The sequence below is a fragment of the Hydrogenophaga palleronii genome (assembly GCF_031457455.1).
Lineage (GTDB): Bacteria > Pseudomonadota > Gammaproteobacteria > Burkholderiales > Burkholderiaceae_C > Hydrogenophaga > Hydrogenophaga palleronii_A.
In genome coordinates, this window is record NZ_JAVDWU010000008.1 from 1 (window position 1) to 25,258 (window position 25,258).

General features: G+C 63.0%; 24 protein-coding genes. 9 read left to right on the top strand and 15 right to left on the bottom strand.

Annotated features, from left to right (window positions below; genetic code table 11):
- Positions 1–212 precede the first annotated feature (212 nt).
- From J2W49_RS17590 to J2W49_RS17610, 5 genes are all read right to left on the bottom strand, one after another.
- Complete coding sequence (locus tag J2W49_RS17590) at positions 213–629, bottom strand: hypothetical protein (RefSeq protein ID WP_310319192.1); 417 nt, start codon at positions 627–629, stop codon at positions 213–215.
- A 57-nt stretch (positions 630–686) separates the two neighbouring features.
- On the bottom strand, positions 687–1,133 hold the full coding sequence (locus J2W49_RS17595) for a hypothetical protein (RefSeq protein ID WP_310319197.1): 447 nt from the start codon (positions 1,131–1,133) through the stop codon (positions 687–689).
- 318 nt (positions 1,134–1,451) lie between these two features.
- The gene (locus tag J2W49_RS17600; RefSeq protein WP_310319200.1) at positions 1,452–2,501 is read right to left on the bottom strand and encodes an SRPBCC domain-containing protein; all 1,050 of its coding nucleotides are present in this window, start codon (positions 2,499–2,501) and stop codon (positions 1,452–1,454) included.
- Between the two features lie 21 nt (positions 2,502–2,522).
- Complete coding sequence (locus tag J2W49_RS17605; RefSeq protein WP_310319202.1) at positions 2,523–3,476, bottom strand: acyl-CoA desaturase; 954 nt, start codon at positions 3,474–3,476, stop codon at positions 2,523–2,525.
- On the bottom strand, positions 3,473–3,793 hold the full coding sequence (locus tag J2W49_RS17610; protein WP_310319205.1) for a metalloregulator ArsR/SmtB family transcription factor: 321 nt from the start codon (positions 3,791–3,793) through the stop codon (positions 3,473–3,475). Before J2W49_RS17610 ends, J2W49_RS17605 begins: the two co-directional genes overlap by 4 nt.
- 294 nt (positions 3,794–4,087) lie before the next feature.
- On the opposite strand from J2W49_RS17610, the gene J2W49_RS17615 reads away from it, so the two are divergent.
- Complete coding sequence (locus tag J2W49_RS17615) at positions 4,088–5,266, top strand: MFS transporter (RefSeq protein WP_310319208.1); 1,179 nt, start codon at positions 4,088–4,090, stop codon at positions 5,264–5,266.
- An 82-nt stretch (positions 5,267–5,348) separates the two neighbouring features.
- On the opposite strand, the gene J2W49_RS17620 is transcribed toward J2W49_RS17615, so the two are convergent.
- From J2W49_RS17620 to J2W49_RS17630, 3 genes are all read right to left on the bottom strand, one after another.
- On the bottom strand, positions 5,349–8,198 hold the full coding sequence (locus J2W49_RS17620) for a S8 family serine peptidase (RefSeq protein WP_310319211.1): 2,850 nt from the start codon (positions 8,196–8,198) through the stop codon (positions 5,349–5,351).
- A 327-nt stretch (positions 8,199–8,525) separates the two neighbouring features.
- Positions 8,526–9,488: a CDF family Co(II)/Ni(II) efflux transporter DmeF gene (gene dmeF / locus J2W49_RS17625; RefSeq protein ID WP_310319213.1), complete on the bottom strand. Its 963-nt coding sequence runs from the start codon at positions 9,486–9,488 to the stop codon at positions 8,526–8,528.
- A 78-nt stretch (positions 9,489–9,566) separates the two neighbouring features.
- Entirely contained in the window at positions 9,567–10,046 is a 480-nt protein-coding gene (locus J2W49_RS17630; protein WP_310319215.1) for a hypothetical protein, read from the bottom strand.
- Between the two features lie 214 nt (positions 10,047–10,260).
- Here J2W49_RS17630 and J2W49_RS17635 point away from each other — a divergent pair, with 214 nt between their 5' ends.
- Together J2W49_RS17635 and J2W49_RS17640 are read left to right on the top strand one after the other, a co-directional pair.
- Positions 10,261–11,115, top strand: coding sequence for a helix-turn-helix domain-containing protein (locus J2W49_RS17635; protein ID WP_310319218.1), 855 nt, complete (start codon positions 10,261–10,263; stop codon positions 11,113–11,115).
- 92 nt (positions 11,116–11,207) lie between these two features.
- Positions 11,208–11,660 carry a VOC family protein gene (locus J2W49_RS17640; RefSeq protein ID WP_310319222.1) on the top strand — a complete coding sequence of 151 codons (453 nt, stop codon included), beginning with the start codon at positions 11,208–11,210 and terminating at the stop codon, positions 11,658–11,660.
- A gap of 51 nt (positions 11,661–11,711) precedes the next feature.
- Here J2W49_RS17640 and J2W49_RS17645 read toward each other — a convergent pair whose 3' ends face one another.
- The 5 genes from J2W49_RS17645 to J2W49_RS17665 all read right to left on the bottom strand — a co-directional run bounded on the left by J2W49_RS17645 (position 11,712) and on the right by J2W49_RS17665 (position 16,274).
- A complete protein-coding gene (locus tag J2W49_RS17645) occupies positions 11,712–12,074 on the bottom strand; it encodes a VOC family protein (RefSeq protein WP_310319225.1) in 363 nt (120 codons plus the stop codon).
- 137 nt (positions 12,075–12,211) lie between these two features.
- Positions 12,212–12,589, bottom strand: coding sequence for a VOC family protein (locus J2W49_RS17650; RefSeq protein WP_310319228.1), 378 nt, complete (start codon positions 12,587–12,589; stop codon positions 12,212–12,214).
- A 4-nt stretch (positions 12,590–12,593) separates the two neighbouring features.
- A complete protein-coding gene (locus J2W49_RS17655) occupies positions 12,594–12,965 on the bottom strand; it encodes a cupin domain-containing protein (protein ID WP_310319231.1) in 372 nt (123 codons plus the stop codon).
- A 90-nt stretch (positions 12,966–13,055) separates the two neighbouring features.
- Positions 13,056–13,619: a PAS domain-containing protein gene (locus J2W49_RS17660; protein ID WP_310319234.1), complete on the bottom strand. Its 564-nt coding sequence runs from the start codon at positions 13,617–13,619 to the stop codon at positions 13,056–13,058.
- Between the two features lie 96 nt (positions 13,620–13,715).
- Positions 13,716–16,274 carry a chemotaxis protein CheB gene (locus J2W49_RS17665; protein ID WP_310319237.1) on the bottom strand — a complete coding sequence of 853 codons (2,559 nt, stop codon included), beginning with the start codon at positions 16,272–16,274 and terminating at the stop codon, positions 13,716–13,718.
- A 165-nt stretch (positions 16,275–16,439) separates the two neighbouring features.
- On the opposite strand from J2W49_RS17665, the gene J2W49_RS17670 reads away from it, so the two are divergent.
- Entirely contained in the window at positions 16,440–17,159 is a 720-nt protein-coding gene (locus J2W49_RS17670; protein WP_310319241.1) for a Crp/Fnr family transcriptional regulator, read from the top strand.
- 6 nt (positions 17,160–17,165) lie between these two features.
- On the opposite strand, the gene map is transcribed toward J2W49_RS17670, so the two are convergent.
- Both map and J2W49_RS17680 read right to left on the bottom strand, forming a co-directional pair.
- The gene (gene map, locus J2W49_RS17675; protein WP_310319244.1) at positions 17,166–17,957 is read right to left on the bottom strand and encodes a type I methionyl aminopeptidase; all 792 of its coding nucleotides are present in this window, start codon (positions 17,955–17,957) and stop codon (positions 17,166–17,168) included.
- Complete coding sequence (locus J2W49_RS17680) at positions 17,957–18,214, bottom strand: ParD-like family protein (protein WP_310319247.1); 258 nt, start codon at positions 18,212–18,214, stop codon at positions 17,957–17,959. The genes map and J2W49_RS17680 overlap by 1 nt, the downstream gene beginning before the upstream one ends.
- A 295-nt stretch (positions 18,215–18,509) precedes the next feature.
- On the opposite strand from J2W49_RS17680, the gene nosR reads away from it, so the two are divergent.
- The 5 genes from nosR to J2W49_RS17705 are packed head-to-tail and all read left to right on the top strand — an operon-like array spanning position 18,510 to position 25,110.
- The gene (gene nosR, locus J2W49_RS17685; protein ID WP_310319249.1) at positions 18,510–19,895 is read left to right on the top strand and encodes a response regulator c-di-GMP phosphodiesterase, NosR family; all 1,386 of its coding nucleotides are present in this window, start codon (positions 18,510–18,512) and stop codon (positions 19,893–19,895) included.
- Positions 19,892–22,051, top strand: a complete 2,160-nt coding sequence (locus J2W49_RS17690) for a PAS domain S-box protein (RefSeq protein WP_310319253.1) — start codon at positions 19,892–19,894, stop codon at positions 22,049–22,051. Before nosR ends, J2W49_RS17690 begins: the two co-directional genes overlap by 4 nt.
- On the top strand, positions 22,035–23,669 hold the full coding sequence (locus J2W49_RS17695; protein WP_310319255.1) for an EAL domain-containing protein: 1,635 nt from the start codon (positions 22,035–22,037) through the stop codon (positions 23,667–23,669). Before J2W49_RS17690 ends, J2W49_RS17695 begins: the two co-directional genes overlap by 17 nt.
- Positions 23,666–24,526, top strand: a complete 861-nt coding sequence (locus tag J2W49_RS17700; RefSeq protein WP_310319259.1) for an HDOD domain-containing protein — start codon at positions 23,666–23,668, stop codon at positions 24,524–24,526. The genes J2W49_RS17695 and J2W49_RS17700 overlap by 4 nt, the downstream gene beginning before the upstream one ends.
- 20 nt (positions 24,527–24,546) lie before the next feature.
- Positions 24,547–25,110, top strand: coding sequence for a response regulator (locus tag J2W49_RS17705; protein WP_310319262.1), 564 nt, complete (start codon positions 24,547–24,549; stop codon positions 25,108–25,110).
- Positions 25,111–25,258 lie beyond the last annotated feature (148 nt).

The window sequence follows — 25,258 nt, forward strand, 5'->3', positions numbered from 1 at the left end:
CTCCCACACCGCACAACGCCGATAACTCTTCCGGCTTGAAAACAGCCGCTTGCATCGTGTGGCGACGCGGTGACGCAGATTCCATGTCGGCACGGACCAAAAACGAGTCCACACCAGATGCCGGATATACGACTGCAGGTGCTTTACCCACTGGTCCCCAATCGGTCAATCCCTTGCCGTTGTGGGGGAGTCCATATAGGAATCGTTAGCCGTCATTCTGAGTTCGCCGCGCCTATGGCCTTGTTCAATCGGTCCGCGAACGCTTTGGCCTCCACTTCGCCAAGTTCAACGGGATCACCGAAGCTACTGACACAAAAGACATGTACGGCACCCTGTTCTTCCCATACAGCAACTTGGTCATCGGCGCCTTCACTCTGGGCTGTATCGAACGATAGGTATTCTTCAACCTGAGCTTCAGTCGGCTGCCACTCATTCCCTCGCATCTCATGCAGCTTGGCGAGACCAAGCAGGAGCAGCGGGTCTTCAGCGATGAGCGTGAGGCTATTATTCTCCGCCTTCCAGCGACGACCGTTGCCTGTGAGCGAGACCGCATATCCGAGCGAGCGCAAGGCAGCAAAGGCGGCAGGCAGGACGTTTCCTGCGGAAGCAATGACAGCTCGGTCACTCATGACGGCTAACGACTAAGGCCAGCGGAGGCCGCAGGCCGTCCGTGCTGGGCCGGTTTGTTATTCCGCATTGTTGAGCTCCCGCACTTCGGCCATACGACCATCGGTCAGCCAGAGAGTGTCTACAAGAGCAAAGACGTCGGCGGCCAGGTCTGTGCCAACGACTTCCGCACGCTGCATCGCTCGCGCACAAGATTTACTGTGTTTCTTCCAACGCTCCTTGCCGTCGATCACCATGAACGATCCGCCATCGCGCCCTGGTTTGAACACCAATGACACCAAGAACCTGTCTTCAACACTTGCGCCATCGCCCCAACGACCGATCACAAAGTCGAAGTTCGGCATGTGTTCCGGCGCGTCCACCGTCCATTGAACAAAGTAGGCGGCTACGGCCACCTCATCAGCGGATATGTCGCCCCAGATCGTCTTCGATCTTTTTCCACAGCACGCGCAGGTGCCTTCAGACTCATTCCAAGGACTAGCTACAAGTTTCAATGATTCACTCATGCGGAACAACTTTGATTTAAACGGCAAAACACCAGATATCCACAATCGCGGTCGTTAAACAAAGTCGCATGGCATTCCCGAAATTTGTATGAAATCAACCCTGTAGCTCAATACACAGCGTGGGCGAAAAGGTTAAACAGATCCGACAAACCCGACTGGACTCCCGGCGCCTGAGCGCCTTGGCGGGGCGGGCACGAAAGTGGTTGGACAGTTTACTTGTGAGCACCCAGGTGGTGAGGCAAAACCTGCCGACCGCTGCAACTGGAATGGCGGCTTTGCGACATTTGGCCAGATGACCGTTCCGGGTCGAAAGCCGGCTCAACCTACCCGAACGGCACGCCGCCGGTAGAAGTCCAGGATCACTTCTTCGAAGTTGCCGATCAGGAACTTCGCCACGCCATCCGCGTACCAGTTGAATTGCGTGCTGACCCGGTAGCGCATGCTGATGTTCAGCTCTGTCGTTTTGGGGTCGATCGGAGAGAGCTTGTACGACGTATCCAGAAGATCAAAGTAGTGGCCGCCGATGGTCACATGGTCGTCCAGTGCGTTGGGCGGAAACGAGTTTTCATTGAACCGGTAGACCCACCGCACGAAGCGGTTTTCCTGCCACTCGGTGGCCACCTGTTCGAAATGAATGGACTTGCCCATCGATACCTTGCGCACGAAACCCTCTGGCGTTTCCTGCGTGACGCCTGCGATCGGCAGCGGAACACCAATGCGGTACATCCATGCATGGCCCACTTCTTCGGGCCGGATGTCGCGTGCCTCGTGGATCTGCTGCCATATCTGTTGGGGCGATGCTTCCACAACGATGGTGCGTTCGATTGTTCCAATGCGCTGGAGGCTGGCCTCATGGGTGGGCAGGAAGCCCAGCAAGATGGGTAGCACGGCGAAGCTGTACACCGCTTCCCGGCGCCGCTGCGTGGCGCGGCAGATTCCGCCCATGAGCAAACCGCCCAACGCACCAAGAGCGCAGAACAAAGGAATGATGATGATCACGCAGATAAGACCCTCGATCAGGATCGCCATCGTGCCCAGGACGAACAGGGTGTTGGCAACCATCGGCGCCCAGACGTAGTACGACCATGTGCGTCGTTGCTTCGCCTCGGCAACATACACCGTGACGGCACCCACGGCGAGGGGCGCGAGGTAGACGAACGCTCCCGTCATGGCCGTGTAGGCGCCGCCCGGCTCGCCGGAAAATATCAGCCGCAACACGATGCCCGTGAGCGCGCCTATTGCAAGTGGCCACCACTTGGAATATGGCAGCTTTCGTGGCGCCGTTGCCGGCGTCTGGTCGGCCTGCGTCACGTCCCCCTCGGTACTGGCGTTGTCTTCGCCCGGCAGCTGTGGTGGATTTGTTCTCATCGATGTCAATCTCTTCGTTAATCACGCACGGACCGCCTGCCCAGCGGCGCTCGCCTGGTCCAGGCGAACGAGTTCGGGCCGGCTCGGCAAATCTTCCGGCAGGCGCACCGAATGCACGAGGCCCACGCGGCGCAACAGCGAAAGCACCCACCAGCCAGGATCCCATTCACCGGGTTGCAGACCCAGGCGGGCTGAACCCGGATACGCATGATGGTTGTTGTGCCAGCACTCCCCCATTGTCAGCAGCGATGTGAACGGGATGTTTCGACCCTGCACGGCAGCACCACGGACCTCGAAGTGCATGGGGCCATGGTTGTGCGCGAAGTAGCCAATGAGCCAGTGGCCGAGCACGCACACGGTGACACGCGCGCACACGCCCCAAAACACAAATGACCAGCCGCCACACAGGTAGAACATCGCCGCCACCGGCAGCTGTTGCGCCATCCAGGTGCGATCGAGGAATTGATAGAACCGGTTGTTGGCAATGCGTGCTTCAAGCCGGAGGGCCGGCGGGTTCGCCAGCTGCAAGTCGCAGTTCAACTGCCACCATCCGTCTACCAGAAATGATCGCCCGTGCCGCAAGTAGTCGTGGCAGTCGGGCAGGCGCTGTGCGTAGTCGCGCAAATCATGCTGGCGCAACAAGCCCAATGGGCCTGCGAGCCCCACCTGCACACCGAGATAGACCAGTGTGTACTCCAGCCACTTGGGGCACTGGAAGCTGTCGTGGATTAGCTTGCGGTGGCTGCCCAAGGAATGCCCCAGCAGCAGCACCGCGCCGGTGGAGGCCAGAAAGATGAAGAGGCCTGACCAAGTGAACGTGGCCACGCCGCCGATGAGTGTTGCAAAAGCCATGCCGTTGAACCACAGCGACTTGAGCGGAGCATAGCGCACGCTGCCGCGCACCACACTGTCGCAGTCGTTTGATTGGATGCGGTGTTGCAGCAGACTCGCGGGCTGCTCGTATGGGGCGCTCACGTTGGCTTTTTCTTCTTTGCTATCTGCCGTGACTCGCGCTTGAGCGGGCGGCCAACCGGGCACAACTCGAACGCATAGCCAGTGAGCTGGTTGACCAGCTTGTCGCGATTGAGCCGGTACATAACGAACTGGCCCTGGCGCTCGCTGCTGACCAGATCGGCGTTTTCAAGAATGGAGAGATGTCTGGAGATGGCTGGCGTGCTCATGGCAAAACGCTCTGCCAGCTGCGTGGTTGTCAGCTCTGCCTCGGATAGGTAGGCGAGTATCTGTCGCCGCGGTGCAGAAGCCAGCGCTTCGAAGATCTTGTCAAGGGACATTGATATTTAATGATTAACTTATTAGTTAATCGAAGAATATCGATCGAACGCCACTGCGTCAAGCGCTGAGTGGTTGGGGCGCTGATGTGAACTCGGAATTGCGGCAGAATCCGGCAAGGCAGTTGACGGGCTGCCCGCAGCATGTCGTTGACCACACCAGGCCCGACGACGAACGACTCCTGTTGACCCGGCACGAGCAGATCAAGGTCGCGCGACCGCACGACCTTCGGTGATTTGATCCATAAGGCGCCTTCAAGACCCGTTGATGGCGCCGTGCCAAGGAGTACAACTGCCATGCCTTCACAGGAGTCCCCGCGTCTGGTGGTCCTGGTTTCCCTGTCTGCGATGGCGGTGCTGCCCATCAACATGTTCGTGCCTTCGCTGCCGAACATCGCGAAAGACCTCAACGCAGACTTCGCGCTGGTCAACATCGCCATTGCCGGATACGCGATGGCCACTGCCGTCACGCACCTGCTGGCGGGTGCGCTGTCAGACAGATTCGGCCGCAAACCCGTCGCGCTGTTCGCCCTGGCGATCTTCACCATTGCGTCCATGGGCTGCGGCCTGGCGACCGACATCACCACGTTCCTGCTGTGTCGGTTGTTCCAGGGCGCCGTGATCGCCGGGTATGCCGTTTCCCTGGCCATCATTCACGACACATCGGACGAGGGCATGGTCGCAAGCCGGATCGGCTACGTTTCCTCGGCTTGGGCCGTGGCGCCCATGATCGGGCCAGCCATCGGCGGCTTTCTTGACACCGGGTTCGGCTGGCGCGCCAACTTCATTGCGTTTGCCGTCCTGGGTGTCAGTGGTCTGTACCTTGTTGCATTCCATTTGAAGGAGACCAAGCTTCACCGAAGCGCTGCCCTGACACCGCAGATGTGGGACTACGGCGAGCTGTGCCGGGCGCCCCTGTTCTGGGCGCACGTGCTGTGCATGGCGCTTTCCATTGGCACGCTGTATGTGTTTCTGGGCGGAGCGCCCCTGGTGGCGGCACAGCTGGGGGGCACATCCAGCGCAGCGCTGGGTTTCTACATGGGCATGGTTCCCGCAGGTTTCATCCTGGGGAGCCACTTGGTGGGACGCGCCAGCACGCGGCAACCAGCAATCGGCTTCATGCTGACAGGGCGTGTGCTCACCTGCATGGGTCTGCTGGGCGGCATGGTTTTCGTGGCCTCAGGCTGGATGCACCCGCTCGCGTTCTTCATCCCTTGTGTGTTCGTCGGTCTGGGCAACGGGTTGACGATGCCGGTGGCCAACGCCCGGGTTTTGTCCTTGCATCCCCAACTCGCGGGCACGGCATCGGGCCTGGCTGCGGCCGTGACGGTGATGGGCGCCGGCGTCGTCGCCTGGCTCTCAGGGCTGGTCGTGAACCCGTTGAATGCTCACATGGCGGTGCTGAGTGTCATGTTGATCACGGCGGGCCTGTCGCTGGCGGCGTGTCTGTTCATCGTTGATGCGGACGGCAAGTGATGAACGCAGGGCCGGTTGAATGGCCATGGCAACTGCCGGCCTGCCTCGTCAACTTCGCGAGGCAGGCCGGCTGCTCGGCAGTTCAGTGGGAATGACCGCCGTCGTCCACCACCGGCAGGGCCACACCACCCAGCGTCCAGGTGCCCAGGTTCAGGCCGGTGGCGTCTGGCCCGGCGCGGCGTCGGCGCTCCACCTCCAGTTCCAGCAGTTCGGTCTCCAGGCAGGCGCGGCGCGCCTGCAGGCGCAGTTGCTCCAGCCGCACCTGGTCTTCGGCCAGGCGCACCGGTTCGCAGGACGCGCAGTGCGCCAGCTCGGCCTCGTACACGGTGCCGTCGGTGGGCACGGTGATGGAGCGGGCGTCGCGCGTGGCATTGCCGTCCTTGTGCAGCTGGTTGACCAGTTCACCGATCATCTTTTGCAGCGCGTCGGGCAGGCCGGCCAGGTCGTCCACCGAGCGCCAGGGCATGCCGTCGCCCAGTCGCCATTCGACCGACTCGATGCGCGAATGCACCTCGTAGGCTTCCATCACTCGGCGCACGTAGTAGGTGACCGCGTAGCAGTGGTTGGCGTTGTGCAGCTGGCGCGCGGTGGTGCTCACATGCTCCTGCTCTTCAAAGGTGCTGACCACCAGCGAACGCTCGGCCTCGATGGCCTGCGATGCGGTGAGCGCCATCTGCGTGAACTGTTCGGAAGCCGTGCGCACAGAACCGCCGCTGGCCACCGTAGTTTCGGTGTCCACACCGAACTCGCCCTTGACCGTGGGCGCACCAAAAAAGCCCGCCAGGCCGCCACCGGCCGATACCGAGCTGTCGGCGTGGGTGCGGATTTCGTTGATGGTGTCGAAGTAGGCCGAGCTTGCGCTCGAACGCCGGCTCTGCGAGAGCGCGCTCAGGGTCTGGCGCAGCGAGGTGTGCACCGACACGCGCTGCGTCTCTGCGCGTGTGCGGCGGTAACGGTCGTATTCGAACAGCCGCACCTGCTCGCCCGGCAGCAGCGTGGTGGTGTAGAGCAGTGGCCCCTGTTGGCGGCCGACCAGCTTCAGGCAGTGCTGGTAGGTCACACGCAGTCGCAGACGCTGCGCCGCAGCGACGCCGTTGTTGACGGCGCTGCTGCCGCCGTCGAAAGTGCGCGCTTCGTAGAAGTACATGCAGCGGTCAAAGGGCAGCCAGGGCACCGGCGCCGGTCCGCGACACGGGGCCGGCGTGGGCTCGATGCATTCACCACCGCAGCCGCTGCAGCCAGCGTCGCAGTCGCAGCCCTCGGCGCAGGCTTCCAGCAGCGCGCGCTCCACATTCACGCGCCCATAACCCACTTCTTCGTGCCAGGTGCCGCTGGGTTTGCCGGCCACGTTGGCATAGGTGTACAGGGCCGGCGAGATCTTGTCGCAGGTACGTTCGATGATGCTGCGCACCTGCACATTGCTCAGCGTTGGGCTCATCGACTTCAGCAGCGCGGCCAGGCCGGCGACCAGCGGCGTGGCCGACGAGGTGCCGTTGAAGCGGTCGGTATAGTCAGTGGCCGTGTAGCCCGCAGCGCCCAGACGGTCGGTGGCTGCGATCTCCAGGCAAGGCGCGACCACGTCGACATCAGGCCCCCAGCTGGCGCCCCACCAGGGTTCGATCGATGTGTCGCCGTTGCGCTTGCGCTCGTCCGATCGGTTGCTGCCACCCACGCACAGCGTGCGCGCGTCGCTGCCCGGGAAGCGCGACTGGTTCCAGTTCTCGTTGCCGGATGCGGCCACCAGCACCAGGCCTTGTTCGTGCGCGTACTGCAGGGCGTCGCGGATGAGGTCGAAGTCCCACATGCCCCAGGAGGGGTACACGCCAAAGCTCATGCTCACCACCTGCGCGCCCTGGTCGGCCGCAAAGTACAGGCCTTCGGCGATGTCGGCATCGGCCCAGGTGGAGGTGGCAATGGCCATGACCTGCACACCGCCGGCCACACCGGCCAGGCCCTGCGCGTTGTCCATGCGCGCGCCGATGATGCCGGCACAAGGCGTGCCGTGGTTGCCCACAGGGCTGCCATCGGGCAGGTCGTTCGACGCGTTCAGCGAGTTCGGATGCAGCAACAGGTCCGGGTGACCCAGCTCCACGCCCTGATCGATCACCGCGACCGTGACGCTGGGCACGCCGCGTGCGATCTGCCAGCCGCGCGGCGCCTGGATGCGCTGCAGCCCCCATTGCGTGCCAAACATCGGGTCGTTGGGCGTGTAGGGCTCGCTCGGTGGCCGGCAGGAAAGTGCGCCGCTGCTCCGCGCCGGGCGCGTTTCGGCGTGCATGGCATGCGCCATGGGCGAGAGCAGGGGAATGGTTTCAAAGCGGATGTCGGCCGGGGTTGCAAGCTTCAGGCTTGGCGCGAGCGTGCTGCCCAGGTGCATGGCGGTGCGCCCGGCCGCAAAACTCGCATCGTCCACCTGCAGCGTGACGTAGCCACGCAGCCGCGTCGGCCCGGCGGACGGCACGTTCAGCCCTTTGGGCAAGGCGCCCGCACCGCCACCCTGATCGAACGCAGCCTGGCGCACATACAGTCGCGTCGGGTTCACGGTGAAGGCGGCCATGTCGGCGCCCACGCCAGGCGACAGCTCGGCACCGCGCTTGGCAGACGCGGCCGACTCCGGGCGCAGCGCGGGCATCACCCACTGCACCAGCGGACTGGCTTCCAGCTTCTTCAGTGCGGCGGCGGGCAGCGCGTCACCGCTGCTGTTGCAGACCCAGGACAGCCCCTCGGTCTGGTTCACCTGCACCAGCGGCGCGTCGCCCTGTTTGGGCAAAACAAACAGCTGCAGGCCGGCATCGGCCAGTGCTTTCGTGCGTTCCTCGGCCGACAACTTGTCGCGCCATCGCACGGCGGCCAACGTCGGGTCGACGCGGCTGGGGCCGTTGGCAGGATGGTTGAAGGTGAGCGCCGACGCGCCCTTGTCGGAAGTGTTCATCGTGTGTCCCCCCGGGGTTTGAAAACCCGAAAATCTGACCAATGCATCGTGACCGCTGCGCCCGTGCCAGACATGGCTGGGTGCGCCCGTCACCCCTGAGGCATGCCCGGCAACGTAAGTGGCCACGCACTCCTCAAGGGCATTCTGGGTCGCTCGCCAAGGCGAAGGAATCTCTCTTTCTGGGGATCCGTCACCTGTTTGGGGTAAGCGTCATTGCCCATGGCCCAGCCTGGTCAGCGCTCTTCTGAAGTGGCTTGTTCAGATGGGTTCCGGGTGGCCGCCCTGGGCATCACCACGTGTGCGAATACACGCCACCACCATCGCGTTCTACGCGTGCGATGCGTGGTGAATCTCGATCGTGGCGTGCACCACTTCGTCGTGCACGGCCAGGCGGCGGCGCAGGCTGGCGGGGGTGAGATCGGGCAGGCTGGTGGAGACCGCAATGGCACAGGCGTACGACTCGCGGCTCACCCGCCACACGTGCAGGTCCGTGAGGGTGACGGTACCTTCAGGACCAGCGCCTTCCACCACTTCGCGAATCTCGTCCACCACCGGGTCGTCCATTTCGCGATCCAGCAGTACCTTGCTGGTGGCGACGATCAGGCCCTTGGCCCAATAGGCCACCAGACCGGCGCCCACAACGCCCATCACCGGGTCCAGCCAGGCCCAGCCCAGCCACCAGCCGCCGGCCAGTGCCACAATGGCCAGCACTGAGGTGGCGGCATCGGCCACCACGTGCAGATAGGCCGCGCGCAGGTTCAGATCGTCGTGGGCAGGCGCGCTTCCGTGATGGTGGTGATTGTGTGCCCCGTGGTCATGGGGGTGGCCCTGGTGGTGCGCCTTTCCCAGGATCAGCGCACACACGATGTTGACCACCAGGCCCAGTACCGCCACGGCGATGGCCTCCTGGTAGCGGATGCTCTGTGGCTGAAGAATGCGCTCCACCGACGCAAACACCATAAACGCCGCCACCCCCAGCAGAAACAGGGCGCTCGCAAAACCGCCCAGCACTTCGATCTTCCAGGTGCCGAAGGCGAAGCGGCGGTCTTCGGCGTAGCGTCGAGAGGCGGCGTAGGCAAGGGCGCTCACGCCCAGCGCCACGGCATGGGTACTCATGTGCCAGCCGTCCGCCAGCAAGGCCATGGAATTGAACCACCAGCCCGCAGTGATTTCCACCACCATGGTGGCTGCGGTGATCCACATCACGGCGCGGGTGCCCCGCTCGCCCGCTGCATTGCCGTGGTGAAAGCGGTGGTGATGCCGCAATGCGGAGGTCAGAATTTCTGCCATGTCTGCATTCTCGTTTCTATGGAAGGCCATGGCCACCCCGGGGGCAGCTTGACCACAAGCATGCCGACGCAGCAACGCCTAAGGCTTGTGCTGCCTGAGCCGGGCGCGGATCAGCAGCAAGCCGAAGGCGGCGATCAGCGCCCACTTGAGACTGGAAAACCCCGCCGACGCGGCGTAGACCCACGGATCTGCCAGGCGCGGCAACACGGTCAACCACCCGTGCAGGGCATTCTCGGCGGCGTCGCACAGTGCGGCGAGCGGCAGGCACCAGGTGGCCAACCGGCGCACAGACGGGCTGCTGGCGCCCCACACACCAGACCTTGTGACGAACAGATAGCCAAACAGGCCATAGGCCACCAGCAGGAGAAAGTCCACCGGCAGGTGCTGCCGATAACGAATCAGGTCTTCGGTGGACCAGTGGGAGAGCACCTCGGCGAAGGCCGAGGGCGTGAAGGCGAACTGCAGCGCCACCACGCCGGGTTCCAGCGGCGCGAGATACCAGCCGAGCCCCACAAACAGCGCCAGGGTGATCAGGCCGGATGTCAGGACAGTTCGCATGGTGTGCGTGGTCTCAGCGATGTGTGTGTCGTGTGGCCCACAGTGGCCAGGAAGAAGGCGTTCAGGACGGCATTCTGCCAATAGCCGCAAAGCAGTTAGCAGGTGCTGTCGGGGAGGAACCATGCAGCCAGTGCAGCAGGCAGGTTTGTAGTAGAACCTGTGTTGGGCGGTTTCACTGAGACCGCCACCTGCAACCTGCCGCCAGGACTCACCCATGTTCCTGAACCTTCGACCTTCCGCGCCGCTGAACGCTTTCGTCGAAAGCCTCTGGTACAGCGAGCGCGGCGCCTTGCCGCACACGCGCGAGCGCAGCCTTCCCACCGGCAGCGCACACATCGTCATCCCGCTGCTGCAGGACCATCTGATTCGCTATGAAAGCGTGAACGATCGGTGTGCGCGCCGGTTGCACGGCCCGATCGTGCAGGGTCCTTCCGACCGCTTTGGCTTGCGTGGCACCGGGGGGCCGTCGGTGGTGATCGGCGTGCAGTTCAAGCCCGGCGGCGCGGCCGCTTTCTTCGGTGGTGCGCTGCCCCATCTGCGCAACCGCACCGAGCTGCTGGAAGACCTCTGGGGCCCGGCTGCGCCTGCGCTGCAGGAGCAGCTCAAGGCGGCCAGCTCCCCGCAGCGCGCGCTGTTGCACTTGCAGGGCCATCTCGTGCGTCGGCTGCAACAGGCGGCACCCCCCGATCCATTGGCTGTGCGTGCCATTGCGGCTTTCGGGCAAGACCCGGCGCTTGCGCGGGTGCAACCGGTGCAGCGCGCTGCCGGCCACCTGCCGGCGCAGTTCATTCGCCGCTTCGAGGCGGCGGTGGGGCTCACGCCGAAACGCTACGCAAGGGTGCTGCGCCTGGGCGTGCTGTTGCCCACGCTGGTGCGGTGCGGGCCGCGCGACTGGGCCGGCATTGCGGTGGATGCGGGGTACTTCGACCAGTCCCACCTCATTCGCGAGTTCCGCCAGATGGCGGGCATGTCGCCGGGTCAGTACACGCCGGTGCACGCCGACATGCCCACGCACGTGGCGCTGCATGAAAGCTCAAATCCCGTGTGTGATCCGGCAGGTGATGGGTGAGGATGGGACCGAAAAAAATATCCAATACATGATCAGCCTCTGTACCTAGACTGCGATCCTCGCGGCACGTTGCCGCTCAAAGGAGAGATGCCATGAACCAGATCCACGAGGTCTACCCCTACCTGATGGTGCGCGACAGCGTCGCCGCCATCCGCTTCTACCAGGAAGCGTTTGGCGCGGTCGAACTGTTCAGGCTGGTCGAGCCGTCGGGCCGCATCGGTCACGTCGAACTGCAGATCGGCCCTGCGGTGCTGATGGTGTGTGACGAGTTTCCCGAATACGGCATGGTGGGGCCGCAGGGCGACCAGTTCACCGGCTGCACCATTCACCTGCACGTGGACAACGCCGACGAGATGGGCGAACGCGCGGTCGTCGCCGGCGCGACGATGCTGATGCCGCCCACCGACCAGTTCTATGGTGAGCGCTCCTGCCGCTTGCGCGACCCGTTTGGCCACGCCTGGCTGATCGGGCATTCGATCGAGAAGGTGACGCCGGAAGAGATGCAGCGGCGCTACACGGCCATGATGACGGGCGAGGCGAACTGAACCTTGCTACCCGGGTGTGCGTGCCGCCACGCGTCGTGCCAGGCGGAAGCGTCAATCGACCTTTGCAGGCTCCCAGAGTTCGATGGGGTTGCCCTCAGGGTCCTGAATGCGGGCGAATCTGCCCGCTTCTGAATCCCATTCATCGGGTCTCTGTTCCACCTCGATGCCGCTGCGCTTGAGCTGGGCGACGAACGCATCGAGGTTCGCCACTCGGAAGTTGATCAACCACTGTTGCTGCGGACGACCGAAGTACTCGGTGTCCTGCTTGAAGGGGGAGAAGACCGTTGGCCCTGCCTGCTGCTGCCAGACCGCCTCAAGAATGTCGATGCCGAGATGCTCCGTGTACCAATGGCTCAGTGCTTCAGGGTTCTGGGCGCGAAAAAACAGGCCACCGATTCCAAGAACTTTTTCCATATCTGCTCCTGTTGTCTGACTTGAGGGCATATGGCCGGCGCAGCTTGTCGGTCATCGCCTCATTGGATGGACGAGGGGCTTTTGCTGGCGGCGAGAAATCCGAGCGTCGGCTTCGCTGGCACGGGCGGGTGGAAGGCTCAGGCCTCAGGTTCGTTGCAAACCACTTCGATGTTGTGCCCATCCGGTCCAATGACAAAAGCGGCGTAATAGTTCGCGTGGTACTGGGGGCGCAATCCCGGCGCGCCATGGTCTTTGCCTCCGGCCTCCAGCGCCGCGCGATGGAACTCGTCGACTTGTTGGCGGTTGTTGGCCCTGAACGCCAGATGAAGATGCGCGGGCTTCTCATCGGTTTGGAACAGGCACAGCGAAACCCCGCCCGTGGGCGGGCTCAGCTCAACGCCGTACGATGGCGCGCCTTCTGCCACCACAGCGACGCCAAGGGGTTCAAGCGCCTTGAGAAAAAACGCTTTGCTCGCTGCAAAGTCGCTGACGCCGAATTTGACGTGGTCGAACATGGTGCTACACCGCGCGCAGTTGCTCTGCCAGGCTGCGCGTCTGCGCCGTCACTTCGTTGCCTGTGTGCAGCGTGCTCTTGCGCTCGATGAGCATGATGTGGCACTCTTGTTCCGCCACGGGGTTGTGTCGAACCCCCTTGGGAACAACGAAGGTGTCGCCCTCGTGAAGAACCACGGTTCGGTCTTCCATTTCAATGGTGAGCGAGCCCTTGAGAATGTAGAACAGCTCGTCCTCATGTTCGTGGCTGTGCCAGGCCAGGGTTCCCTGTACCTTGGCGACTTTGACGTAGGAGTCGTCCAGTTCGGCCACTACGCGTGGCGACCAGAGTTCAGTCAGCGATTCGGCAATGTGCGCCGGGGATACAACTTCAGTCATTCACGGATTCTCCAGCCTATGGCCTTCCACAATGGTTTGAATTTTCAATCGGGTTGGATCTTCCAAGGCACCGAAAGTGCACGACGGGCGTCACACGCTTGGTGACCCCTGGATTTTCGACGGCAGCATCATGAGCACCAGATCGAACTGCCCCGAAGCTGCCCCCCTGCCGGCGGTGCAAAGCAGCTTCTGACCGACGCCGCCTTTGGGCAGCAGCTGCAACTCGCCGGGCTCAGGCAGCGTGCCGTCCCGTGCCCGCGTGAGCATGCGCTGCAGGGCATCGCTGCAGGACGGTGCAAGGAAGCCGGAGAGCGGCCGGCCCAGCACCGCTGGGCGCGCAGCACCCAGCAGCCGCACGCCTGCCAGGTTGATTTCGTTCACCACGGTGGCCCGATCGACGACCAGAAAGGCGGCCGGCGCATGCTCGACGCGGGTGGTCTGCTGGATCAGGTTGCGCTCCAGCTCAACCCGGGAGCGGCGCAGCTCATCCTGCTGCATCTCCACTTCGACCTGGTGAACCTGAAGCTCGTGCAGCATCGCTAGAGCATCGCTGGCGGTGTCGGGGGAAGACGCCAGCTTGAAAAGCGCACCCAACGCCTCCGATGGGCTGGCGCGCGAGAGATTGCTTCGCACGCCGCCTGTCAGTTTCGTCATCGCGCGTTCGCGCAGGCTTGACAGATGGGATGAGATATCAGCGGGGTGTGGCATGGATGGTCCCGATAAGTGAGTTCCCAACGCTGGGTCCTGACGCTACCCCTTGCGAAGGCGCGCTTCGAGCTTTTTGGCGGCGGTGATGTCGATCAGTGTGATGACCACGCCCTGGATCATGTTGGTCAATGTCCGGTAGGGCTTGATGCGCACCAGGAACCAGAAGCCATCTGAGGTTGTGATCTCTTTTTCCGTCAATGTCAATGTCTTGAGGGTTTGTCTGGCGTCGTCATTGAGCGTGGGGTAGTTCAGGGTGCTGGCCAGGTCGGTGAGCGGCCGGCCGATGTCACCTTCGCGCAGGTGGATGATGCGCGTGATCTGCTCGGTGTAGCGGCGCACATTCAATTCGCTGTCGAGGAACAGCGTGGCAATGTCGGTGCTGTTGAGCAGGTTCTGCATGTCGCTTTGCGCAAGGGCCAGATCGTCCAGCTTCGTCTGCAGCTCCTGGTTCAGTGTCTGCAGCTCCTCGTTCATCGACTGCGACTCTTCCTTGGAGGTGGTCAGCTCTTCGTTGGCCGACTGCAGTTCTTCATTGGTGGACTGCAGCTCTTCGTTGGCCGCCTGCAGCTCTTCGGCAGAAGCCCCCATCTCCTGGCGCAGGGCGTGGATCTCGTCCTTGCACCGCTGAAGCTCTTCGACCATCTGCGGGTCTGCCACGCCCGCCGGGGCCTTGCGCCCGCGCTTGGCCGGCGGCGGCGCCGTCACCTCATGAAAAACGATCATGACCAGGCCAGCCAGGGAATGGGGTTTCTGCATCAGCTTGACGGTCACATCCAGCGATGTTGGCGTGGGCTCGTCGGTCAGCCTAAGGCCGCGCAGCTCCACACGGTCCTTGTTCTGCAAGGCTTGTCGCAGCGCCGCCGCAATCTGCGTCCGGATGGTGGGCCGGGCCATCACATGGATGTTCCAGTTGGCTTTGCCGGACGCCGGCTCCAGGTACTTGCCTACGCTTCCATTGATGTAGACGACGTCGCCCTGGTCGTTGACCAGCACGGCGGAGGGGGAGAACTCTTGCAGCAGCGCCTGCTCGGCGTGGGTCTGCAGATTGGCGGAAAGCGCGGTCGAAGGGGACACCTTGAACTCCTGGGGATGCCGGTTCGTTGCACGGCGAGGGCTGGTCGGAAAGTACATGGAGCCCGCGTTGACCGGATTCTCACTGCGCCAGTAAAGCCTGGACTTCTGACTCATCGGCGTGAAGAGCGCCTGTGACTTCCCGATCGTCTCGGAGCCTCCCAGCATCAGCACGCCACCCGGGCGCAAGCTGTAGCTGAATAGGGGAATCAGGCGACCTTGCAGCGCCGCATTGAAATAGATCATCACATTTCGGCATGTGAGCAGATCCAGCTTGGTGAACGGCGGGTCAAGGATCACATCATGCTGCGCGAACAGCACCATTTCCCGGATCTCGCTGTTGATCAGAAAACCTTCACCATGCGGCGTGAAAAACCTCTGCAGCCGGGTCGGATCGACGTCGCCCGCGATCGTCTTTGGATAAAAGCCCCTGCGGGCGACGTTGATGGCGTCGGCGCTCAGGTCGCTGGCGAAGATCTGCAGTGAACGGCTTTCGCCGTCAGCCAGCGCCGCCACCGCTTCGCTGAAGATCATGGCCAGCGAATACGCCTCTTCGCCGGTGGAGCAGCCCACCACCCAGGCACGCAGGCGGGCTCCCGGCGGGCTGCGCGCCAGCAGTGTGGGCATGACATCGTCCTTGAGTTCCTGCCAGACCGCAGGGTCGCGGAAGAAGCTCGTGACGCCAATGAGCATCTCCTTGAAGAGCAGGTCCAGTTCTTGCGGGTTCTCCCGCACGAACTGTTCGTACGCCTCAGGGGTGGCCAGTGCGTGCACGCCCAGGCGTCGCTGTATTCGCCGGCGCAGCGTGCTGGGTTTGTAGTCAGAGAGGTCGTGCTTGCTGCGCTCTTTCAGCAGTCGCAGGATCGATCCCAGCGATTTCCCGTTGTCGGCGGCATCGTCTTCAGGCAACAGCGGCTGGTCGTTCTTTTCTTCGATGATGCGGATGATGCGCTCAGGCAGTTCGGCGGCAAGGCCGACGATGTCGACGCAATCTGCGGCGATGGCGCTCTTTGGCATGGAGTCGAACTGCGCCGACTCAGGCAACTGCGCCAGCGTCAACCCACCCTGCGACTTGATGGCCTGCAACCCCAATGTGCCGTCTGACCCCATGCCAGACAGGACCACGCCAATCGACTGTTCGCCCTGGTCACGCGCAAGCGACGAAAAAAACAGATCGATGGGCAGCCTCATGCCCCGGGGTTGCACGGGTTCTGCGAGGTGCAGCAGCCCGCTTGCCACGGTGAGCTCCTTGTTGGGCGGAATGACGTAGACCGTGTCCGGCTCCAGGCGCATCGTGTCGGTTGCCTCTAGCACCGGCATGGGCGTTGAGCGCTGCAGGAGCTCAACGAGCATCGCCTTCTGCGTGGGATCCAGATGCTGGACGACGACGTAAGCAAGACCGCTTGACGCGGGCACATGGGCCAGGAACTGCTCGAGCACACTCAGGCCTCCGGCCGACGCCCCCAGACCCACGGCACGAACGGCACTCGAGGTGCTCGCACCGATACCGGAACCTGGGTGTTGACTCATGCCCGATTATCGGGGCGCGGTTGCAGGCGTCGCTGTGGGATAGGCCGCACAATGTGCGGGTCCGAGAAGACGGACGGTTCTACCCTCTTGGCCGCAAAAGGAATACAACTGAAAATCCACATTGCGCCCTGTCCCGCGAAAACAGGCATCCCGGAGGCAAGCCCATTGACCGAACCCGTCGACCCACGCGAAAACCGGCTGTTGGCCTCACTGCCAGATGCCGAGTGGCTGCGCTGGCAGCCTCAGCTGGAGCTTTGTGAGATGCCGCTGGGCAAGGTGCTGTACGAGTCCGGTGCGCCTCTGCACTACGTTCACTTCCCCACCAACGCCATCGTCTCGCTGCTGTATGTGCTGGAGAACGGCTCGTCAGCGGAAATTGCGGTGGTCGGTCACGAGGGTGTGGTGGGGGTCGCCATTTTCATGGGCGGCGGCTCTACGCCGAGCCGGGCGGTGGTGCAAAGCGCGGGCATGGGCTACCGGCTGCGCGCGGACGCGATCAAACTGGAGTTCGAGCGCTCGGGCCCGGTGATGCACCTGATGCTGCGCTACACCCAGGCGCTGATCACACAAATGAGCCAGACCGCGGTGTGCAATCGGCACCACACGCTGGACCAGCAACTCTGCCGCTGGCTGTTGCTCAGCCTGGACCGCCTGCCTGGCAACGAACTGGTGATGACGCAGGAGCTGATCTCCAACATGCTGGGCGTGCGCCGCGAGGGTGTCACCGAAGCCGCGCACAAGTTGCAGGAAATCGGCCTCATCCGCTATGCGCGGGGACACATCTCGGTGCTGGACCGCCCGGGGCTGGAGCGCCGCACCTGCGAGTGCTACGCCGTGGTGAAGCGCGAATACGACCGTCTGCTACCGGATCGTGTGGCTGTTTGAACCGGCTCAAACCGGTGGGTAATCACCCGTGCCGCCGGGCCAGGCCGTCAGCACCTCGTACCCGTCGGGCGTCACCGCCACCATGTGCTCCCACTGGGCAGAGAGCGAGCGGTCCCGGGTCACCACCGTCCATCCATCGGGTAACTGCCGGACCTCGCGTTTGCCCGCATTGATCATGGGTTCGATGGTGAACACCATGCCGGGCTCCAGCGTCAGTCCTTCACCGGGGCTGCCGTAGTGCAGCACCTGCAGGTCTTCGTGGTAGACCTGCCCGATACCGTGTCCGCAGTACTCGCGCACCACGCTGAAATGCGCGCGGTGAGCGACCGTCTGGATGGCGTGGCCGATGTCGCCCAGCGTGGCGCCCGGCTTCACCTGCCGGATGCCCGCCACCATGGCTTCGTACGTCGTTTCCACCAGCCGCCGGGCCAGCGTGCTGGGGGTGCCCACAAAGAACATGCGGCTGGTGTCACCGAACCAGCCGTCCTTGATGACGGCGACGTCGATGTTGACGATGTCGCCCTTTTTCAGAATCCGGTCTGCCGAGGGAATGCCATGGCACACCACCTGGTTGACGGAGGTGAGGATGGTCTTGGGATAGCCCTGGTATCCCACATTGGCCGGAATGGCGCCTTGTACGTTCACGATGTGATCGTGGCAGATGCGGTCGAGCGTCTCTGTGCTCACTCCGGGCACCACGTGCGGCCCGATCATGCTCAGCACCTCCGCGGCCAGCTGGGCGGCCCGCCTCGACTTGTCGATGTCTTCGGCGGACTTGATGACGACGTCGCGGGCCATCAGTGCTTTCCAGCGGACGCGGCGGCGCGGGGTTTGTCCGGTGGCGCACCGGCCGCCACGGAAATGTCCAGCCCGCCCGCCAGTTCCGCCCGTATCAGCAGCTGGCTGATCTCACGGTGGTTCAACTCCGGGTACAGCTCGGTCAGCATGCCGACCCGCATCCAGTGTTCTGCCTGTGCATTGATGGATCTGCTGAGCGCGCTGCCCGCCACCCGCAGGTTCTCGTGCATCAGGTCTGAAATCTTGACGATACCCATCCGTGACTCCTATATGAAACGTATGCGAATCATATATGGTTTGGATGATCCGCCGGTGTGGGGTGATCACGTGGGTTGAGCCGAGCGGTCCGCACAGCCTCCGTGCAAGCGGGGCTCGCTGGTATGCCGCACTGCAGCATGGCGCCTCCTGAATGGGCGATGGTCCGAGGGTCCATGCACCTTGGCCCGTGAAAACAGACACGATGTGGAGGGGCTGGCAGGGATTGGGGCAAGTTGGCCTCAAGAGTGAAGCGGGTATGTCGAAATAGCCAGAACACCCTCCAACCGAGATGCCATGACCACCACCGAGCTTCAAGAGCCCCCCGTTGCCGAGGCGAACGAAGGTCAGCTCGTGGTGCCGACGGTGCTGACCGTGGACGACGAGCCTTCGGTGCTCAGCGCCTTGCGTCGCGTGTTCCGGGTGCAGGGAATCAAGACCTTGCAGGCCACCAGTGCCGCCGAGGGCCTGATTCTTCTGGAGACGAACCATGTGGACATGGTGATTTCGGACATGCGGATGCCCGAAATGGACGGTGCGCGCTTTCTTGAAAAGGTCAGGGCGCACGACGAGAGCATCGTGCGCATCCTGCTCACCGGCTATGCGGACATTTCTTCTACGGTGGCAGCCATCAACAAGGGCGCGATCCACCGTTACATCGCCAAGCCCTGGGACGATCAGGATCTGGTGCTGGCCGTGCGTGAGGCGCTGGTGCGTCGAGGCCTGGAGAAAAAGAACGCCGAACTGACCGAGCTGACGAAGCAACAGAATGAACAGCTGCGGGATGTCAACCAGACGCTTGAGTCGCGGGTGGCGGCGCGAACGTCGGAGCTGCAGCAGATCAACGGCATGCTCGACGCCGCCTACGAAGACCTGAACAACACCTTCCTGCACGCCGTGAACGTGTTCTCCAGCTTGCTGGAGATGCGGGGCGGCCAGTCGGGCCACTCGCGCCGGGTGGCCGAGATCAGCCAGGAGACGGCCAAGCAACTGGCCATGTCGGAACGCGATGTTCGCGACGTGTACCTGGCGGCCCTGGTGCACGACATCGGGACCATCGGCTTTCCCGATGCCATGTTGGGCAAGCCGATTTCCACCTTCACCGCAGAAGAACACCAGCGCTACCGGCGCCATCCCATTGACGGCGAAACCGCCTTGATGACCATGTCGCAGCTGCAGGGCGTGGCGCGAATCGTGCGTCAGCATCACGAACGGTGGGACGGAAAAGGTTTTCCTGGCGGGGTGAGCGCATCCGACATCGTGCTCGGGGCGCGCATCGTGGCGGCGGCCAGCGATCTGGACGACATGCTCCACGGATGCATGGGGAACCAGCGGTACACCATGGATGCCGCGAAAAAAATGCTGATCGGTGGCGTGGACACGCGCTATGACCGCACGGTGGTGGAGACGATGCTCAAGGTGGTGGACGACATGGCCAGCGCGGCCAAGGCCGACGTGCAGCTGGACGTGCGCGACCTGCGTCCGGGCATGGTGCTTGCGCGGGCGATGGTGTCGTCCAAAGGGGCTACCTTGCTGGCAGCCGGGCATGTCTTCGATGAACGCATGGTGCGGCAGGTGCAGGGCTTCTCGATGCGAGAGGGCGTGCGCCTCAGCTTGTGGGTGCAACGAAAACCAGATGCCAGCGAAGCCGACGCCGCTGAAGCGCAGGGGAGCGAGAAATGATCGAAACACCAGAAAGGCAGGGCTTAACCGCAGCACTGGCCAGCGAGATGGTCAATGCGGTGGCCGTGCCGTCGGCGCTGCTTGATGGCATGCACATATTGAGCGCCAATGACGCCCTGTGTCGCCTGAGTTCCTGCAGCCAGTCGGCACTGCTGGGCATGTCCATGCTGAATCTGGTGGACGAAGCCACGCGCCTCCAACTGCGCCAGGCGATTCAGATTTGTGGGGTACCGGGTCAACTGCCACCGGTGGTGTCGGGCACCATCGTCACGCCAGACAGCGGAGACCGCCCCGTGGAAATTCACTCCCGCCGAATCTGCCTGGACGGGCAGGCGCTGGTGGTGGTGACCTGCATCGACCTCAGCGATGTGATGCACGTGCAAGACAGTCTGCTGAACATGACCAAGATGCTTTCGCAGATCATCGACGGTGGTTCGGTGGCGTCATTGGTGATCGACCGGTACCACCGGGTGACGCACTGGAACACAGCCTGCGAACGCATGACGGGCATCAAGCGCCACGAAGTGGTGGGTTCACGGGAAGGCTGGAAGGCTTTTTATCTCGAAAAGCGGCCTTTGCTCGCCGACATGATCGTTGATGGCGTTGATGAGACAACGATGCAGTCGTTCTACGGCGGCAAGATGGTGCGTTCATCGAGCATTGCGGGTGGCGTCGAGGTGGAGGCCTTCTTTCCACAGCTGGGACCATCCGGACGCTGGTTGTTCTTCACGGCCGCGCCGCTGTACGACGCTGATCGAAATGTGATTGGAGCGATCGAAACGCTGCAGGACGTCACAGCGCGCCGCAGATCCGAGGAAGCGCTGATGCGGCACCGCGCTGAACTGGAAGAAGCGGTGAAGCAGCGTTCGGCTGAACTCGCGGCCACTGCCCGTGACCTGGAACTGTTCATCGCCAATTCGCCCATCGGGGTGGCGTATGCCAAAAAAGGCATCATCCAGCGCGTCAATCCCGCCATGGCCGACATGTTCGGTTATGGCGCGTCCGACATGGTCGGTTTGCCGGCACGCGCGACCTACCTGACGGAAGAGGACTTCGCCAACTTTGAACGCTATGTCATCCCCCGTTTCAAAAAAGGCGAACCCATCCACCTGGAAATGTGGATGCGCCGCGCCGACGGTCTGCCGATCTGGGTGCAGATCGATGCGTATGTGGCCAACGCGGAGAACCCGGGCCTTGGCTCCTGGTGGATGATGCAGGACCGCTCCGACATCCGTTTCGCCCAGGAGCAGCTGCAGGTGCGGATCGACGAGCTCGATGCCATGAATCACCGGCTCGAAGAAGCACAGAACCAGTTGCTGCAACAGGACAAGATGGCATCGATCGGGCAGCTCGCGGCGGGCGTGGCCCACGAGATCAACAACCCGATCGGGTTCGTCAGCTCCAACCTCAACACCCTGCGCCAGTACGTGGACGGGCTGCTGGGCCTGAGTTCGGCTTGTGATGCGGTGCTGGCAGCGCCAGAAGATGCCAGCGTGGTTGCATCGCTGGCGAAGAAGCGGGAAGAGGTGGAGATCGAATTCCTGCGTGAAGACCTGCCCATGCTGCTGGACGAATGCACCGAAGGCCTGGGTCGCGTCAAGAAGATCGTGCAGGACCTCAAGGACTTCTCGCGCGTGGACCATTCGGACTGGCAGGAAGCCGATCTGAACGCGGGCCTGGAGTCCACCCTCAACGTGGTGCGCCACGAAGTGAAATACAAGGCCGAGGTGGTCAAGAAGCTCACCCCGCTTCCGCCGGTGATGTGCCTGGCGGCACAGCTCAACCAGGTGTTCATGAATCTGATCGTCAATGCGGCGCATGCCATTGCCGACAAGGGAACGATCACCCTGCTCAGCGGTGTGTCGCAGGACTGGGTCTGGGTGCAGGTGGAGGACACGGGTTGCGGCATGACTGCCGAAGTGCGGCGCCGCATCTTTGAACCTTTCTTCACCACCAAGGAAGTGGGCAAAGGCACCGGTCTGGGCATGTCGCTGTCCTTCTCCATCATTCAGAAACACGGCGGTACGATCCAGGTGCGCTCCACGGTGGGGGTGGGCACGGCCATCCGCGTGTGGCTACCGGTTGAAGGGCCTCAGACCCTGGCCAAGGACGCTTCGCCACCATCTTGGGAGCAAGACCATGTACACATGGCATGAATCAACGCTGGCGAAGACAAGCCCCACGGGATCGCCTTCGCCTTCCATTTCTCTTCCTGTGGACGACACCGAAAGCCCACACTTTCGCACCCAGTGGAGCCTGGTGAGTGGCAAGCTGGTCGCAGTGGAACTGCTCTGGCCGGACCCCAAACCGGGCGGGTCGGACTGCACCGCTGAGCAACTGCGCACCGTGCTGGAGACGGCTTGCCGCCAGGTCGCAGCCTGGCAGCAGGAGCGCCTGGACGATTGGCGTCTGGACCTCCCCTTGCGCTGGCTGGAGTTGGCATTGCCCGGCACAGTGGACGACTGGCTGCGCACCCTGGACGCATGGGGTCTCAAGGGGGTGTTTCTGTCGGTGTGGGTTCCGGAGCGGCGCGCGTCCCTTGATGGTCGATCCCTGGCGGCTACCTTGTCGGCGCTGCGCGCTGCCGGCGCTGAAGTCGCGCTGGCAGGCTTCGGGTCGGGCACGTCAGGCTTGTCCGTGCTGCGAGAGCTGCCACTGGACGTGGTGCGGATTGATCGTGCCGTGGTGGCGGGCTTTGCCGCAGATCCTCAACAAACCTCCTTGGCCCGTTCTGTGATCCAGTTGGTGCACGGTCTTCACCTTCGCGTGATGGCCGAAGGTGTGGCCGACGACGAACTGCTGAAGCAACTGATAGACCACGGCTGTGATCTGGCGCAGGGAGAGTGTTTCGGTGTGCGTCAGAACGCCGAAGCTCTGCAGGTTCTGCTGCGCGCCGGTGCCGCATTGCCCCAGAGCCTGTTGAACGCACGCGCGCGGGCTCGCACACTGCTGCTGGTGGACGACGAAGAATCCATTCTCTCGGCGCTCAAGCGGGTGTTTCGGCGCGACGGCTACAAGGTGGTCACCGCCACCAGTGGCGCCCGGGGGCTGGAGTTGTTGGCCCAGCAGCCGATCGACGTGATTGTTTCGGACCAGCGCATGCCCGGCATGACCGGCATCGAGTTCCTGCGCGAGGCCAAGCAGCTGTATCCCCATACGGTGCGCATGACCTTGTCTGGCTACACGGATCTGCAGTCGATCATCGAGGCGGTCAATGAAGGCGCGGTGTACAAGTTCCTGACCAAGCCCTGGGACGACGAGCTCCTGCGCAGTCATGTGGCCCATGCCTTTGAGCAGAGGGAGCTGGCCACGGAAAACACCCGGTTGTGGGGTGCGGTCCATCAGGCGAACCATGAACTGGCCATGGCCAACCAGCGACTTGAACGCATGGTGCTGGAAGAGAGCGAACGTCGACAGGCGATGCAGAACGCGGCGGGCGCCTCGCGGGACGCACTGGACGGTCTGCCCATGGCGGTTTTCGGGATTGGTGCAGACGGCATGCTGGCGTACGTCAATCGCCAGGCCGTGACCCACTGGCCGCAGTGGTCGTCTGCGCTGGGGGGTGAGCCGGATCCTGCGATGCAGGGGGTGCTTGACTTGCTGGCAGAGCCGTCACGGCGTTCCTCCACGCAAGGGGTGCGCACGACCATTGAGGGGCGGCGTGTCGAAGCTTGGCTCTGCCCACTCCCGGGGCCTGAGCGGCCCTTGGGAAACCTGATGCTTGTGCAACTGCTGCACGACAACGCCACGATGGCACCGGGGAGTGCGGCGTGAACGCGGTCGCATCCACTGCATTGGCCAGACAGCTGGAGCCCGCAGCTTGGGCGAGATGCATTGTGTCGCTTCCATCGCTCCCCAGTGCCTTCATCGCGGCGGTGGAGCTGCTGAACAATGACGACGCGTCCTCGGCTGCCTGCATCGCAGCCATCGAGCGCGATCAGGCCCTGACGGTGCGCGTGCTTCGCCTGGCCAATTCCCCCTTTTATGGGGCGCAAGGCCAGGTATCGCGCATCGGTGATGCCGTCCAGATGCTGGGGCTGCGCACCGTTGCAAGCGCCCTGGCGGCTGTCTCCTTGCAAACGGCGCTGGGTTCCTTGCGCTGCAAGGCGTTCTGTTTTCCCAGCTACTGGCGCCACACCTTGTGCACAGCCATTGCGGCCAGGGACCTTGCACAGGTTGCGTCGCTGGATGCAAGTGAGGCATTCCTGCTGGGGCTGTTGCACGACGTTGGCAAGCTGATCCTGGCCATGACTCATCCGGATCTGGAGTCGCAGGCACTGCAGCTGGTGCAGTCCGACGGCATCGCCATGCATGAGGCCGAACAGCAACTGTTTGGCGTGACCCATGCAGAAGTGGGTGCGGTGGTGGCCAAGCAATGGAACTTTCCCGCGTCATTCGCTGAAGCCATTGCTGATCACCACCGGCCTGAACCCGCGCCCGCTGGTCACAGCCCGGACTTTCCCCTGTTGATCTACCTGGCCAACCAGATGGCCCATGGCCTGGAAACCCCCCCAGAGCTGGAAGCCCGCCTGAAACACCCCCTGTGGAGCTCGCTGGGCACCAGCGATCAGCAATTGCAAGCGCTGGCCGAGCAGGTCGGTACGGAGCTGCAAATCATGTCTTGCGCATGAATCATTGTCCGGAGCATCTTATGAATCCAGTTCTACACGGCAATCTGCTTCTCGTCGACGACGAAGTGTCCATCACCAGTGCGCTGCACCGCGCTTTGCGCGCCCCTTTGGGCAATCAGGTGAAGATCGTCACCTGCAACAGCGGCAAAGAGGCCATTGCCGAGATGCTCGCGCGGCGGTTTGACGTCATCGTCAGCGACCTTCGCATGCCGCACATGGGCGGCATGGAACTCCTGGCCACGGCGGCAGAGATTCAGCCCGAGTGTGTGCGATTGATTTTGACCGGCACGGCGGATTTTGCGACTGCACAGGAAGCCGTGAACAAATTCGGCCTGTACCGCTACCTCACCAAACCCTGGGACATCGAAGAACTGGTGAAGCACCTGTCTTCTGCACTGATACACAGCGCAGAACAGCGGGCCCAGAAGGACCAGGCCGTTCAATGGGTGGCCAGCCAGGGCCAGCTCAGTGCAGAAGCGCTCGAGCGGCACAGACTCGAGTCCATGGAGCCCGGCATCACCCGGGTGGAATGGGATGAGCATGGATGCCTGGTCGTGCCGACCAGTTGGGGGCGGCTGGAATAGGAACACCCCCGCGCCGCTTCGCGTCACCCCCTCAAAGGGGCGATACCTGGGACCGGCAAAGCCGGGTATCCCTGGATGGGGGCATTGCGCGCCGGAGAGGGTTTGGTACACCTTCTCATCTCAGTTGTTCATGGCGCCGGAGCTCCAC